This window comes from Deltaproteobacteria bacterium (assembly GCA_016219225.1).
Classification (GTDB): domain Bacteria; phylum Desulfobacterota; class RBG-13-43-22; order RBG-13-43-22; family RBG-13-43-22; genus RBG-13-43-22.
In genome coordinates this window covers 1-15,228 of sequence record JACRBX010000112.1, presented here as the reverse complement: position 1 = coordinate 15,228, position 15,228 = coordinate 1, and the positions used below count along the sequence as shown (strand labels likewise).

13 protein-coding genes are annotated in these 15,228 nt (G+C 47.4%); 5 read left to right on the top strand and 8 right to left on the bottom strand.

The features are described 5' to 3' along the window. Positions 1-35 precede the first annotated feature (35 nt). The 5 genes from HY879_10185 to HY879_10165 all read right to left on the bottom strand — a co-directional run bounded on the left by HY879_10185 (position 36) and on the right by HY879_10165 (position 6,441). Positions 36-2,135 carry a hypothetical protein gene (locus tag HY879_10185; protein MBI5603714.1) on the bottom strand — a complete coding sequence of 700 codons (2,100 nt, stop codon included), beginning with the start codon at positions 2,133-2,135 and terminating at the stop codon, positions 36-38. Further along, a complete protein-coding gene (locus HY879_10180) occupies positions 2,117-3,145 on the bottom strand; it encodes a YfhO family protein (GenBank protein MBI5603713.1) in 1,029 nt (342 codons plus the stop codon). Before HY879_10180 ends, HY879_10185 begins: the two co-directional genes overlap by 19 nt. 9 nt (positions 3,146-3,154) lie before the next feature. Next, on the bottom strand, positions 3,155-4,558 hold the full coding sequence (locus HY879_10175; GenBank protein MBI5603712.1) for a hypothetical protein: 1,404 nt from the start codon (positions 4,556-4,558) through the stop codon (positions 3,155-3,157). Positions 4,559-4,616: 58 nt separating this feature from the next. Further along, on the bottom strand, positions 4,617-4,985 hold the full coding sequence (locus HY879_10170; GenBank protein ID MBI5603711.1) for a prepilin-type N-terminal cleavage/methylation domain-containing protein: 369 nt from the start codon (positions 4,983-4,985) through the stop codon (positions 4,617-4,619). Between the two features lie 187 nt (positions 4,986-5,172). Then, entirely contained in the window at positions 5,173-6,441 is a 1,269-nt protein-coding gene (locus HY879_10165) for a type II secretion system F family protein (protein ID MBI5603710.1), read from the bottom strand. Between the two features lie 78 nt (positions 6,442-6,519). Between HY879_10165 and HY879_10160 the strand changes: the two genes are divergently transcribed. Beyond that, on the top strand, positions 6,520-6,948 hold the full coding sequence (locus HY879_10160) for a hypothetical protein (protein MBI5603709.1): 429 nt from the start codon (positions 6,520-6,522) through the stop codon (positions 6,946-6,948). Between the two features lie 3 nt (positions 6,949-6,951). Here the strand turns inward: HY879_10160 and tadA are convergent, their stop codons facing one another. The 3 genes from tadA to HY879_10145 form a co-directional block, all read right to left on the bottom strand. After that, a complete protein-coding gene (gene tadA, locus HY879_10155) occupies positions 6,952-8,655 on the bottom strand; it encodes a Flp pilus assembly complex ATPase component TadA (protein ID MBI5603708.1) in 1,704 nt (567 codons plus the stop codon). A gap of 199 nt (positions 8,656-8,854) precedes the next feature. Then, on the bottom strand, positions 8,855-10,501 hold the full coding sequence (locus HY879_10150) for a bifunctional folylpolyglutamate synthase/dihydrofolate synthase (protein MBI5603707.1): 1,647 nt from the start codon (positions 10,499-10,501) through the stop codon (positions 8,855-8,857). Position 10,502: 1 nt separating this feature from the next. Beyond that, positions 10,503-12,620, bottom strand: coding sequence for an ATP-dependent helicase (locus HY879_10145; GenBank protein ID MBI5603706.1), 2,118 nt, complete (start codon positions 12,618-12,620; stop codon positions 10,503-10,505). A gap of 434 nt (positions 12,621-13,054) precedes the next feature. Between HY879_10145 and HY879_10140 the strand changes: the two genes are divergently transcribed. The 4 genes from HY879_10140 to HY879_10125 all read left to right on the top strand — a co-directional run bounded on the left by HY879_10140 (position 13,055) and on the right by HY879_10125 (position 14,924). Then, entirely contained in the window at positions 13,055-14,008 is a 954-nt protein-coding gene (locus tag HY879_10140) for a YeeE/YedE family protein (protein ID MBI5603705.1), read from the top strand. Next, the gene (locus tag HY879_10135; protein MBI5603704.1) at positions 13,996-14,241 is read left to right on the top strand and encodes a hypothetical protein; all 246 of its coding nucleotides are present in this window, start codon (positions 13,996-13,998) and stop codon (positions 14,239-14,241) included. The genes HY879_10140 and HY879_10135 overlap by 13 nt, the downstream gene beginning before the upstream one ends. Positions 14,242-14,368: 127 nt before the next feature. After that, complete coding sequence (locus HY879_10130) at positions 14,369-14,605, top strand: sulfurtransferase TusA family protein (GenBank protein ID MBI5603703.1); 237 nt, start codon at positions 14,369-14,371, stop codon at positions 14,603-14,605. A gap of 10 nt (positions 14,606-14,615) precedes the next feature. Continuing rightward, positions 14,616-14,924: a DsrE family protein gene (locus HY879_10125; protein ID MBI5603702.1), complete on the top strand. Its 309-nt coding sequence runs from the start codon at positions 14,616-14,618 to the stop codon at positions 14,922-14,924. The last annotated feature ends 304 nt before the right edge of the window (positions 14,925-15,228 follow it).

The window sequence follows — 15,228 nt, the reverse complement described above, 5'->3', positions numbered from 1 at the left end:
AACTTCTCGTATGGCCGCCAGATTCAAACAGGTGATTAATTTGAGAGGGCCTTTGGCCGAAATTTAGATAAAAACAAATATGAAAGCACATAGAACAGCAAGACTATCAACAATAGAACTTTAATCCCAGTAATAAACGAAAGAGATTCCATCAACCCCCCGAAAGCGGCCCCGATGAGGTTGGAACCCAGGGCCAGGTCCTTGGACGGGGCATCCCGGAAGGAAAGGATAAAAATAATCCCGGCGAAAAAGATAGGGAGATTGAGAAATGCCGAGGCCAGGCAGGTCTTAGTCCAAAAATTAAAGACATTAAAGGAATCCAAAGGAATAAAATACAGGAGCAGTATCGAGGCCCAGAGCAGGCCATAAAAAGGGAGTCTCCTCTGGACCTTAGAATAGGAAACAAAAAGATTGGCCAACAGGATCAGGATGAGGATGGAGGAGATGATATAGGAATTAACGATCCAGGTGGAGCCGAAAAGCAGGGTGGCCTTGCTGACGTTCTGAAATTCCAACAAAAGGAAGGCACACCCCAAAAAGAAAAAATGGAAATTGATCCTGCCCCCCTGGACCGTAAAAATAAATCTGCGGGCCATTAAAAATAAAAATAATAAAGAACCCATGATGAGTAAATACATCCTGGGAATGGTGGCTTTTTCGATGTAGAGATAGGGCCAATCATCTGAAGTTAACCGGACCTGTCCTGAAAAAGAAGCTTGGTTCTTTGTGACGAATGCTTTTAATTCAAGGTTGGCTTCGACCCTTTTTTTTAAGGCTTCTATATTTTTCCCGGTCAGAAACATAACCCCGCCCCAGCCATAGCTGTTGCCCGGGCTATGGACATAAAAGATATAGGGCACTTCTCCGAAATTCTTTTTTAAGAGTCCATAAATCCTTTCCCCTATCCATTTGGTCTGAGTGGCAAAAATTACCGATAGAACCCCATCTTCTTTTAGCAAGTTGCGGGCTTCTTGGAGACTCTCCTCGGTATAAACATAATGGTCCAGGCGGGTGTTATTATAGTTGGATGAAAGGGTATGCGAATCCAAAAGGCCGAAAGATATGATATCATATTTCTTTTGTGATTTTTTAAAAAACGCCCGGGCATCGTCAATAGTAACCTTGACCTTTTCCTGTTGATAGGGCTGTTCGGGGTGAAGGGCCAGCCCTAATTGGACAATCCCCGGATCAATTTCCACGGCATCTATTTCCTTCGGGCCGTTGCGCAAGGCCCCGGCCACATCATTGCCTCCTCCGGCACCAACGATCAAGACGGCATCACGCCCATCGGCAAAGGCGTAAGGCAGATCGTACTGGCTGAATTTCCTGAGCGATGGGTTATAAAAACCAGGAAATTTCTTAATGAACGCATCCGAGAGGTTCAAAAGAGACATATAGCCGACATTGTTTACATTAACCACAAAACCATTTCGAAGTCCCATGACCTGATTGGGGGTGACATCCAATTTCTGATAGGGACTCCAGAGCGTAAGGAGATTAGGGCTGGATATCCCAACTACTAAAAGGATCAAGAGAGAAGCCAATCCGGCCATAAAGAAGTCGGCCTTGGAGCGGGGGATGAAAAAAAACAGAAAGAATAGACTAAAAGCAAACCAAACCCAGGGCTTGGTATAGTATAAAGAAAAGAGATTAAAGGCCCAGATACCGATTAGACTGGCGACTATATTGACAGAATATCCTTCGATCGTATCAGGATGTTCATCTAAAAGGCGCCCGAGGATTTGTCCTATGGGGATAAAACCGATTAAGATCATCAGAAACATAAAGAGGGTTAAGGCGACCCCCTGCAAAGCCGGTACAAGATTTTGGGTTCGAATGGCCTGGTACCAAATCACGGAATCAGAAAAACCGCCCAACAGGTCGGTGATGTTCCTGAAGGGTTCCGATCGTACCGAAAGAGCAATTAATACAAGCATAGCTAAAGAAATGAGCAGATTTTCTTTTTTCTTAGAGAAAAAACAGCCCACCCCGATTCCTAAAAAGCAGGCCAGCAAGACCAGATTCCCGACATAGGCAAAGATCCTTACTTCCGTAGAAATCCAGCGGATCAATAAAATTTCCAGAAAGAGCATGACAAAGCTGATTAGAAATAATTTCAGATTACGGGTGGGCATGGATATTCCTCCGACTCTTTTTTATAAGAGGATTTTCTTCTCAATAAAATCAAAGAAACGATTAAACCCATCAAGGTCAGGGAACTGACGGTCAGTCCGAAGTAAAAAGAAAATGGTTGGTATTTAAAAATGATAGAATGCCGACCCGGACTGAGGGCCACGGCCCGGAAGGCATGATTGGCCCGGTAAATCTTTTCTCTCTTTCCGTCCACCCAGACCTTCCAGCCGGGGTAATAGGTTTCACTTAAAAAGAGGAGGCGCGGCCCGGTACAAGAGACATCGAGATCCATTTGATTCAGCGCAAAATTTACCAACCGCACACCATCAATATCGGGGACCAATCCCTTGGTTGGGCGGGGCTGATCAGGGGCTTCCTCTAAAAGGACGGTTTGAGTCGGGTCAAACCTTTTCTTTTCGAATAACTCTATTCTCTCTTTCCCATTTCTAACCACTGAATATTTAGAAACCAAAAAGGCCCTGGGCAACACGGACTTATTTTCATAAAGATGGGATACTATCATTTTAATTTTAGGAGGATGGGAAAGGATTTTTTTAGAAGAATCTTCCAGCAGCACATAAGATTCTCCCTTGTGAACCAACTTAAAAGTCGAATCTGGAATAGCCTCCGGCCAAAGAAGGAATTTTGCATTCATCAGCCTCAAGATATCCGTTGCCCTGGGATCGGAGGTTTTCTCAGAGAGTATGTTCAGGAGGTCCTGATAGGGCTGATAGGTCAGGATCCCGAAGCCCGAAGTGTTAAAAATTCTATGCACTAAGGGATAATCAAAATAAAAACATTCTTTCAGGATGACCTGGGCCAATTCTTCTATCTCCATATTCCTGGGGACCATGACCTTGATCATCAATGGATTGGTATAAATACGACCTTTTTCAGGGTCAGAAAGGACGGCTTGTAAATTAGGACTTAACCAATAAAAAGCCTTTTGGTCCACCCTTCGGTAAAATCCCCAATTGGCCAAAAAGAGATCCAAAACCAGCAGAGCCGTCACAAGGGCCTGTCACCTCTTGAGAGAAATCTTGTGATCGGATAGAAAGATAAAAAAAAGAAAAATCAGTAAAGCAAAGAAAGAAAAACGTTCTATATTGTGAAAATTTAAGTTCCAGGGACGGTCATAGCTTATGGGGAAGGAATGCTCTAAAAAGAAGAAGAGAGGATTTCGGAAGAGAGAAAGGATCAACAATATGATGACGAATAAAAAGGCCAGAATCAGGGAGGCTTTTTTAAGGGTTAATAATTTTTTTTGAGGATCTTCTTTAAGGCGTTCAGACAAGGCATCCCAGCCCAAGCCGGTCAACAGGCTAATAAACAGATTGGTAATAAAATAAAATTTGACCGGATAACGGATCGTATGAAAGCCTGGAATAAAAGTATAGAGTAGTTGATAGAATGGGGTGTTCCCTCCAAGGGCCAGGAGTAAGGAAACCACAAGCAGAAGGCCCACCCAACCCCTTCTGCGATCTCGCCCCCAAAAAAAGAAAAGAACCATAATAAAAGGAATGATTCCAAGGTAAATACTTTTCAGATAATTTTGATCCGTTTTATAATACTCGACCCCTCGCCAAAAAAAATCCGGAAGGAAGAGATAGAGAAGATCCCGCCACCCCAGGGACCATCGGGTGGCCTCTTGGTATAAAAACCCCAGGTGGCGAACCGAGTTTTTGGTCATTTCCCAGAAAGGGAGAATCTGAATGGCCCCTAATCCCAAAAATAGAAGGAATACTACACCCACCATTTGAAAACGCCATTTCCAAGGAGCATAACCGCGCTCGGATAAAAGGGCCTGGGGAAAGAAGGCTAAAAACAGAACTATCGCCTGGGTCAGAAGAAAGGCTTCAATCCCTCCTCCCAGAAATTGGACCAGGATGGTTATAGACGAAAGAAGAGCATATTTTCTGGACCTCCCTCGGAGAGCCCTGAGAAAGAAAAAAAACAGGAGGGGGGTCCAGGTAACGGACTGCAGGGTATTCAAAACATTATGGATGGAAAGGAGAAAGCCCCCCAAGGTAAAAGAAAGGCAGGCCAGGATCCCGGCCATTCGGCTGCCCCCTAATTCCCTGGCCAATAAATAAATAAACCAGCCGGATAGAAAAAAATGCAGCACAATAGAGAGATTAAAAGCAAAATTGATGGGGAGTATCAAGAGCAGACCATTGGGTGGATAGAGGATACTGGTCTGCAAAGAAGCAAATAAGGGTTGACCGGAAAAAGAATAGGGATTCCATAAAGGAAATTCCCCGGCCTGAACGGCCTCGACCCAAAGCTTGAGGTTGGGGAAAAAAAAGATGGGCAAATCTCTATCGACCATCAGTTTCGCTTGGGTCAATGCCTCCCGGAAGTAGAGGAAGAGGATACCCATGAAACCTAATAATAAAAGAGTGCCGATCCTTCTATCTTTATTCATAAAAAAAAGGGCCGCAGAAAGAGCTTACGGCCCTTTTGGATCCTCCTTACCCGATGCCTTAGGTGGACGGGGTACGACCGGAAACTTGATTCGGGTTGGTAAACGCCCAGGTATAGGGCGTCCCGCTGATAGTAGCCGTGATCACGGTGGCCGAAGTAGCCACGGCCCCTCCTGTATCGGACATATAGGTCGCATTAAGAATAGTCGTGGCATTAATACCCGCAGTTGCAGTACCATTAACAACAAAGTCGGCATAAGCAATCGCGGCGGCAGCCTTCAGGGCACCGGTTACACCGTCTGCGGCAGCACTCTTCGCTTTGCTGCTCATATCGATATACCGGGGTATGGCAACGGCGGCTAAAATACCTATAATCACGATAACAATGATCAACTCGATCATAGTAAAACCTCTTTGATCCTTTTGAATGGATTTCATTTTCCCACCTCCTTTCGTCAAAAATTATTATTTGGATCTTAAAACAGCTAAAGCCTTTAGATTTTCTATTTATTTAGAATAAAATAACAGTCATGTAAAGGAAAAAATACAATAGAAAGGACTTAATAACAAAAAATATACTATATATGGGAATAAGTTATCCTTATTAATCCTTCCCCTACCCGCCCCCTTTGGCCATTTTGGCCATGTCCCACATAGGCATAAAGACAGCCAGGGCCAGGAAAAGCATCATGGCCCCCATAAAAACAATCATGATGGGTTCGATCAGGGAAGATAGGGTTTTTATTGAATTATCGACCTCTTTGTCATAAAAATCCGAGACCTTTTCCAGTATGTCGTCCAGGGTCCCGGAAGATTCCCCCACGGCGAACATCTGATAAACCAACGGCGGAAAAATGGTCTTGTCTTTCATTTTCTCGGACAAGGTCCCGCCGTCCTTGACCGATTGCTGAATGCTCGTGATAATTCCTGCAATATAGACATTGCCCACCGTAGACGCAGAGATCTCCAGGGTCTGGAGCATGGGCAGACCACTGCGGTTCAGGGTTACGAACATGCGGGTAAAGTGCGACATGGCGATTTTTAAAAATACTGGGCCCATAACGGGAATCCGGATTTTTACAATGTCCCATTGAAAGCGTCCGGTTTCGGTTCGGACATACCATTGGAAAAGACCTATCAGGGCGCCGATAGTCCCGAAAATAAGATACCAATAATTGGAAAAAATATAATGCAGGCCCAGCATCATACGGGTGGGCAGGGGAAGGGCCGATTTAAAACTTTGGAACATCCCCATAAATTTAGGGATAATAAAATAAATGGCAAAAAGGAAGGCCCCGATCAAGGCCCCGAAGACCATCTTGGGATATCGGGTAGCCGATTTTATACGGGCCTTTGTTTCTATATCGTACTCTAAAAAAGACCCGATACGATTGAGGACTTCTTCCAGTTTCCCGGAAGCCTCTCCGGCCCGGACCATGTGGATATATATCTCTGAAAATATTTTGGGGTGGCGTGCTAAAGCATCGGATAAAGGGTCCCCTTCCTTTACCCGATCTAAAATGTCTTGGACAGCGCTGCTGAGCGTGGGGTTCTTGGCTTGTTCCGCCAGGATCGATAACCCGGTAGTAATGGGTATACCGGCCCGGATGATGGTCGCTAATTGTCGGGTAAAAAAAAGAAGTTCATCCGGCTTCACTTTCCGAAAAAAATCCAATAAAACCGTTGATAAATCTTGTCCAGAACCAGCGGCCTCCTTCGACCCCATTGGACCGGTAACGGATTTCCCATCCTTCTCCTGAATAAATACCGGTACATAGCCCATCATTCCGACCCGGCCGGCGACATCGGCCCGGCTGGGACCTTCCATCTGGCCGGTAATGAGCTTTCCCCCGCGATCTCTGGCCTTATAAAAATATTGGGGCATTGGTCTGTCTAATCCAATAAATTCTTGCCATAGGCTTTTGAAGTATGATAAAAAAAAATTAATCCAGGAGGAACCTTAATGGCAAAAGATACCATAAAATTGGTTCAATGTCGCCTCAGCAAAAAAAAGGGCTCAAAAAACAAATTCGAGACCCGCTTCGTCCCCTTCCAGGAATATGAACTTTGGAAATATTTTATCACGCGTCAATACGATTTCCAGATTTCCCGCGAGGAAATCTTCCTCTGGCTGCCCAAAAGAGAGTTCGACCGGAAAAAGGACCGGTTTTTACATGCTGATTGGATTCCCGTCCATAAAGTAACCCTGTATTTCTTTTTAAAACATGACGGGGTCCTGGTCCCGGTGACCCGTTTTTTTCAGGAATCCGATTACAATAAAGTAAAACCCCTGTTTCTAAAACATTTTGAAGAATTTCAGGATGAGAGTCATATGACCAAAGTCCTGGAACACGTTAAAGAAGAAAAAGGGGTCTGCCTGAAAAACCTTTAGTTTTTAGACAAAGGTCGCTTCCTTAGGGGTTACCCGGTTCAGTTCTTCCACTGTGGTAATCCCGGCCAGGACCTTGCTGATCCCGTCTTCCCGCAGGGATTTCATCTGCTGTTTCTGGCGGGCATAGTCTTCAATTTCCCGCTGGGTTGCCTTTCGAAGGATCATCTCTTTCAACTCTTTGTCCACGATTAATATTTCAAAAATCCCTAACCGGCCCTTATAGCCTGATCCTTTACAAAAGGAACACCCTTTCCCCTTATGTAAAACCACTTCTTGATTCGGGGGGAGCCTTAAGTCCACGAGATCTTCTCCCGAGGCGGGATAGGGTTCTTTGCAGCGGGGGCAGATGACCCTGACCAATCGCTGGGCAAGGACTCCTTCAACCGAAGAGGAGATTAGAAAGGGATCGACTCCCATATCGGTTAAACGGACCAGGGAACTGGGGGCATCATTGGTGTGAAGGGTCGAAAGGACCAGATGGCCGGTCAGGGCGGATTGAACGGCGATTTCCGCGGTTTCAAAATCCCGAATCTCACCGACCATGATCCCGTCCGGGTCCTGTCTGAGAATAGAACGCAAGCCAACGGCAAAGGTCAGCCCGGCTTTGACATTGATCTGGCATTGACGGATCAGATCCAGACGGTATTCCACCGGATCTTCTAAGGTGACGATATGTTTTTCCGGCGAGTTAATGGTATTCAAAATAGCATATAAGGTCGTGGTCTTGCCGCTGCCGGTCGGCCCGGTCACTAAAATAAACCCATAGGGTTTCTGGATCAGGTAGCGGATCTTTTCCATGTCCCGGGGAAGAAAACCCAGGTCTTCCAGACGGATGATAATGCTGGACTGGTCCAGTATACGCATAACCACATTTTCCCCGTAAATAGTCGGGAAGGTCGAAACCCGGGAGTCGATCACTTTGTTATCCACAACGAATTTAAAACGCCCATCCTGAGGATACCGTTTTTCGGCAATATCCATCTTGCTCATGATCTTGATCCGGGAAATCACCGGTGCAATAAACCGGGGTCCCAGCGAGGAAGTCTCTCTGAGAATGCCGTCAATGCGGTATCGAATGCGCAAGGCCCGCTCTTCAGGTTCTAAATGGATATCGCTGCACCGGTCTTTTATCGCTTCCGAGATGATCAAATTAACCAATTGACTGATCGGCCCTTCATCCACTTCGGCCGTTCCCACTTCGGTTTCCCCGGCCTCCTCCTCTCCGGCAAAGACCTGCAGATCCTCGGGGGCCGATTCGATCTTGTCCATCAAGGTGGTTTCATAAAGGGTATCGAGAGTGTGGAGGATGTCTTTTTCGGAGGCAATAACCGGCTCAATCTCAAGGCCGGTTTTAAAGGCCAGGTCATCCAGGGCAAAGATATTTAAGGGGTCGGCCATGGCGATCATCAGGACTTGGCCCATCCTGGCTAATGGGACCACGGTATGTCTTCTGGCTATCTTGTCGGGGATAAGTTTGGCCAGCGAGGGGTCAATTTTTTCTTCTTTGAGGTTGACAAAATTGATCTTGAGCTGATGGGCCAGGGTTTTGATCAGGTTTTCTTCAGTAATGAAGCCCATCCGAATTAAAGTCTTACCCAACCGTTCGTTGGTTTTTTTCTGGGCTTCTATGGTCACAGCCAACTGATCCGGTGTAATCATTCCGGCCTGGACCAGGATATCCCCTAATCTCTTTTTTTCTCTCTTCATGGTTGGTTGGTCCAAAAAGGATAATATTTTATATCAATTACATAATTTGAGATCCTTGTCAATTATCAAATACTTTAGTCCGAAAATAGAAAAATTCGGAAACCTTTTAACCTATTGCCCATAGCCCATAGCCCCTAAAAAATATTTTCATGTTTCGTGGTGCCCAAAACGGGCATGAAGACAAAAACCATCAATGATTTCATGATGCGCGGGGGCTTCGAACTTTGAACCTTGAATCTTGCATCTTGCATCTTTCCCTTTCCCACCAGGCCCGGGCCTCACCTACAAGAAAAAGCGAACCGGTAATTAAAATCAAATCCTCTGGCTCAGCTTCTTTCCTGGCCTGATTGATGGCCAGAGGAATGGATTGGGCAAGATGGCAGGGCAGGTTTTTCACTTTGACTAAAGGCAGCAATGTTTCCGGTTCGGAGGACCGGTCGTATTCTGCCCGGGAAAGATAAACGATATCGGCCTTGGGGATGATATAATTAAAGGTCTGCTCGATAGCCTTATCTTTCATCATACCGATGATCAGCAAAAGTCTCTTATAAGAAAACACCCGGGAAAGGGTCCGGGAAAGGGTTTTCATGGCCCCCGGATTATGGGCCCCATCCAGAACGATCCAGGGCCTTTCGGATAACACCTCCAGCCTCCCCGGCCAGGTCACCCTGGCAAGCCCCTCTCGAACCGCTTCCTCCTGGATGGGAAACCGGGCTTTTAAATAATCGATAACCGTCAGGGCCAGACCGGCGTTTCTGATCTGGTGATCCCCGAGCAGACCGACCCGAAGTGACGGGTGACGGGTGACGGGTGACGGTGGGAAGTTCGGAGTTTTGAGTTCGGAGTTCGGAGCAGTCAAAACCAGATCCCCTGGAAATTTGGGATTGCGGATTGCGGATTGTGGATTAAGAAAACCGTTCAGGGTTGGGCGTTCGGCTTTCGACGATTTTCCATTGTGGTTCAGGATTCCAAATTCCATGTTTGGGAAGTTTTTTTCCGTACCGAGAGTAACTTTACTTCCTTCGACGAACGACGAACGACGAACGACGAACGGTCCTTTCTCTCCCACTCCGAACTGTTCCCCCACTCCGAACTCCGAACTCCGAAATCCGAAATAGCTAAACGTGCCGTTCTTAAGTTTTCGCGTCCGGAAATCCCTTCCGACCAGCAGCATGAGGACTTGTTTTTCCCGACAGATATCTTCAAGTATTACTTGAACTTTTTTTTGGTTCACCCCGGTAACCAAGGGAATATGAGGCTTGATGATCCCGGCCTTTTCCAGGGCTATTTTTTTTAAGGTCTTCCCCAGATACTCCTGATGCTCCAGGGTGATGGTAGTGATGACCGTTATAAGAGGGTGAATGATATTGGTTGCATCCAGTCTCCCTCCGAGCCCGGTTTCCATGATAGCCAGATCCACCTTTTCCCGATAAAAATAAAGCAGGGCCATGGCCGTGACAAACTCAAAAAAGGTCGGGGGCTCTTCAAGATCGGTCTTCTCTTTTATTTCCTTGATCAGGGCCAGAGTCTGATCTTTTTCGATCAGGCGGCCGTTAATCTGAAAACGTTCCCGGAAATCGATCAAGTGCGGCGAGGTAAACAACCCGACCTTATATCCGGCCTGGCTATAGACGGAAGACAGCATAGCCGCCACGGAACCCTTTCCGTTGGAGCCTGCGATGTGGATCAATCGGAGACTTTCCTGGGGGTTGTTAAAAACCTTTAACAGGTTTTCCGTTTTGGATAAGCCGAACTTGATTCCGAATTTTTGCAGGTTATATAAATAGGACAGGCCTTGATCGTATTCCCGGTCATAGCTCAAGCGTTCAAAAGGTTGGCCGGCCATATCAGGATCCCCCTATTTCCAAACGGGCAAAATCCAGGTGAAGGACCTTTGAGCCGTATCGTTTAAAAAGGACCCGAACCTTTCTCTCCCTCGGGGGTTCCTGAATAACCCCATTACCGAAAAGGGGATGAAAGACCTTGGTCCCTTTTGAAAATCCGTTATCATCCTCTTTTTGGGTTTCATGAACAGCCTCCGAACCCACCCGGGGCGGATGATTCAGACCCGGTCTTCCTTGCCGAGCCAATATTTCTTCGGGGATATCGGCGATGAAGTGGCAGAGATCATTTTTCTGCCACCCCCCATCCCTTTGGGAGAGGGTGACCGGACAGGTCATAAATAACCTTTCTTTGGCCCGGGTGATGGCCACATAAAGGAGCCTTCTTTCCTCTTCCATTTCATCCGTATCCATTTGGGCGTGGGTGGAAGGAAAACGGCCTTCCGCCAGCCAGATGATGAAAACGATCCGCCACTCCAGGCCCTTGGCCGAGTGGACGGTAGACAGGATCAACCGGTCCTTTTCAAGATCCTCCTGCTCCTCATAGACCTCAAGGCTCAGATCCCCTAACAAGGCCTCCGTTTCGGTATAATTATAGCTGACCCGGATGATTTCTTCGATCTCTTTCTGCCGGCGCTGCGGCTCTTCATACAGGGCCGGCATCAAATTTTTGTAGTAGCCCCAGATCAATTCCAGGGCCTCGGTCGGCGTTTGGAGGGGTTGATCGACCAGGGCTTGGAAGAGGGCTGAAAAATCCGTAAGCTGGGATTTCAGGCGGGGAAATTGGGCAAGGCATTCCAGGCGTGAGGCCCAGTCCGGGCAGACCGCCATCCGCTCGACGATCTCCTGGGCCCTTTTGGGTCCCAATCCATCCAGAAGTTTCAGGATCCTTTCCCAGGCCAGGACGTCCTTGGGATTGTGGGCTGCCTTTAAGTACGACAGGAGGTCTTTAATATGGGCCCCTTCCACGAAGCGGCGGCCCCCGTATTTTTTAAAAGGGATGCCCTGCTTTTGAAGGGACACTTCCAGATTAAAGGAATGATGACCGGCCCGGAACAGGACGGCCATTTCCTGCCAGGGAATTCCCTGTCTATGAAATTCCTGAAGTTGCTGGGTGACATACTGGGACTGGGCCTCTTCGTAAGGCACTTCGAGACAACGGGGCGGTTCCCCCTGATTAAACCGGGTAAAGAGGCACTTGCTGTAGCGCTCTTTGGAATAACTGATGACCTTGTTGGCCAGATTCAGGATCGGCTGGGTGCTGCGGAAGTTTTCCTCTAATTTGATAAGACGGGTCCCGGGATATTGGTTTGGAAAGTCCAGGATATTTTTAAAGTGGGCGCCGCGAAACCCGTAAATGGATTGGGAATCATCCCCCACCACCATGACATTTCCCCGGGCCAGATGGCGGACCATTTCGGCTTGGAGCAGATTGGTATCCTGGTATTCATCCACCAAAACGTACTGATAATAAGAGGCCAACTTTTGGGCCACCTGGGTTTCCTGTCTGAAAAGTTGCAGGCAATGACTCAGAAGATCGTCATAATCCAATAAGCCGTGCTCTTTTTTGAAGGTTTCATACTCCCGATTCAGGTCTTTGATCTGGGACAGGGAAGGGCCTGTTTCGAAAACTGAAGAGGAAAGCCCTTCTTCGAAGCCCTGACCCCGGTTGACGATACGACTCAAAAGCTCCAAAAATTCCTTCTTGTCAGGCCGATCCTTATTCTTATCCCACCCCTTCTGTTTGATGATCTTGCCGACGATCTCTTCGCTGTCTTTCCGATCCAAAACCGTCAAAGGACTCTTGAGGCCGATGGCTGCCCCATGGATCCGCAGAAGTTTATAAGCCAAGGAATGAAAGGTACCGCCGGCCACTTCCTGACAGGACCGTCCCAGCATGATTTCCACCCGGCGGAGCATCTCCTGGGAGGCCTTCCGGGTAAAGGTCAACAAAAGGATCCTCTCCGGTGGGATTCCTTTTTCAACCAGCCAGGCCACCCGATAGACCAGGGTCCGGGTCTTTCCGCTTCCGGCCCCGGCAATGACCAGGGTCGGCCCGTCCGGGGAAAAGACCGCTTCCTGCTGGGTCTGGGTAAGATTGTTTTGGTAGTCTATTTTTCCCATTTACTTAAAGTCGCTTTTAATCCTTCCCAACTATTTTTTCTAAACTCCGAACTCCGGACTCCGAACTGTTGTTTTCATCATGCCCTCTCTTACTAAAAAAAGAGCGGACTGTAAACCCATAAATAAGGTCGGGGTCGGGCTTTTCTGTGGAAAAAATTTAAATTTGACATCATCCGGTCCAAATCTTATAGTTTAAGAAAATAACGTTACGGGTTTCGGGTTATAAATTAGGACGCAGATTTTCGCCGATACCCGCAGATTCAAGAAACAAGCTCAAAGCGGAAATCTGAACCTGCATCTTGCAACTTGAAACTTTTTTTCAAATTAAATCCTGGCAATCTGCATGATCGGCGAAAATCTGCCGATCCGAGTCGATCTGCGTCGAAAAAGGAAATTCCTATACCATCGAGTTATAATTAAGAGGAAGGGAGGTTATGGCCGGGGAAAGCATCTTAATAACAAAATTCCAGCAAGGGTACCGGACTATTTTTTATCAACAATGGCCGCCTCTTGTCGGCGGTATTTTATTGGGGCTCTTCAGCATCCTGATCGTAGCCTGGTCCAGACCCTGGGGTATTGTCGGAGGAATTCGTAATTGGGCTGACTGGCTCTTTTACGGTTTGGGTTTTTTTCCGGAACGCCCGGTGAACCCCTTCCTTTTTTCTTCCTCCATTATGGATTTTGGATTTTTGTTAGGGGCTTTCGGGGCAGCCCTTTCGGCCAAGGAGTTCGCTTTGCGCAAGACCCCAACCGTTGAAATCATTAAAGGTCTGGCTGGAGGAGTATTTATGGGAATCGGATCGGCTTTGGCCTTGGGCTGCAATGTCGGTGCCTTTTACTCCCCCTTGATCAACCTTTCCGCCAGTGGTTTCCCCATGCTCGTCGGACTGACCTTCGGCGCATTTCTCGGCTTAAAATATCTCTTGTGGGAATTGGAAAAATTTCCTCCCCCTTCCAACTTTACTCCCATGGCTTCATTGGGAGAAAAAACATTTGACTGGAAAACCGTTCAACCTTATTTAGGGGCCTTGGTTTTTATTGGTCTGATCCTATGGGCTTATTGGTTTGCCGGAAAGGCCTATACGGAATTCGGTGGCCTGCTGCTCTTCGGGGCCGCTTTTGGAATCATCCTGCAACGCTGCCGATTTTGTTATGTCCGGGCCTTTCGAGACCCTTTTATGACCGGTGAAGCCGCCATTGCCAAGGCCATGGCCATCAGTATTATCATCGGCGCCATAGGAGTAGCGGTTTTAAAGTGGACCGGCCTTCGTTCGGAAAGCCTCTATGTCATCCCGGCCTTCTGGTGGGGCTCTTTAGCGGGCGGTATTATTTTCGGAATCGGAATGGTCGTGGCCGGGGGTGTGGAAGCGGGACCTTGTGGCGGGTAGCTGAAGGCCAGCTTAAACTCTGGGCCGCCCTCTTAACCTTTGCCACCACCAACTCTTTGTTGAATGTCTTTCTCCGGACCACCGGATGGCGTCAAAAATTGGGTAAGGCGGTCTTTTTGCCGAATATCTTCGGCTGGGGTGGAAGCATCCTGTTCATTGCTTTTATCCTGCTGCTATGGTATCTTTTAGTCACCTGGAATGAAGAAAGTAATAAATTTACGATAGGACTATAAATAGTGGTGAAAGGTACAGGGTGCAAGGTGCACGGTTAAAGAAGAGAGAGGAATCATCCGCTCATCTTAAATCCCTTGGACCTTAAACCCTGGACCTTGGACCGAAAAACAAAAGGAGGAAATTATTATGGAAGAGTTTAAACCAGATCAAACCTTGGATGCCCGGGGACTGAGTTGCCCCATGCCGGTTTTAAAAACCAAAAAGGCTATAGAAACCCTGAAGTCCGGGCAAATCCTGGAGGTCTTGTCGACCGATCCGGGAACCAAAAACGACATGCCCGGCTGGGCCAATAGAACCGGAAACACCTATCTGGGGGAAAAAGAAGATCAGGGGTTTATTCGTTTTTATGTAAAGAAAAAATAAGGAGAATATCATGGCCGAAAAATTGGGGATTTTCGTTTCCTCCAATAAGAACCTCAGGCATGCGATCGAGATCACCAAGGCGGCCGAAGCAGCCGGTAAAGAAGTGGTCCTCTTTTTTACCCACAAGGGGGTCCTGCTCACTCAGGAACCGGAGTTTAAAGAATTGATCGGGCACGGCAGGAAATCGTTGTGTAATGTGAGTTATGAATCCAAGGGCCTGAAGGGGCAACCAGCCCAGGGGATAGCCGATAAGGATTTTGGGACCCAGGCCCGCCATGGGGAAATGATCGATGAAGTGGATCGTTATATCGTCTTGTAGCGGCAGGTCCAAGGTCATAGGTCCTATATTTTTGCCCTGGCAACTTGTAACTTGCATCTTGAAACTTTATTTTCGTGTTAAGCGCTCATGCCCGGGTCGGGCACTACGAAGAATGAAAATGTCTTTCGCCGACCCCCGATCCCTGACCCCCGATCCCTGAACGTTATTTTCGTACTAAAGGACAAAACCGATGAAAAAGGTGGCCTTTTTAATCAAAGATCAGGAAGAAGACTGGGAAGGGTTACGCTCCACCCTCGGGTTGGCCGTCGAGAACAACTCGGTGTATCTCTTTGTCCTGGATCAT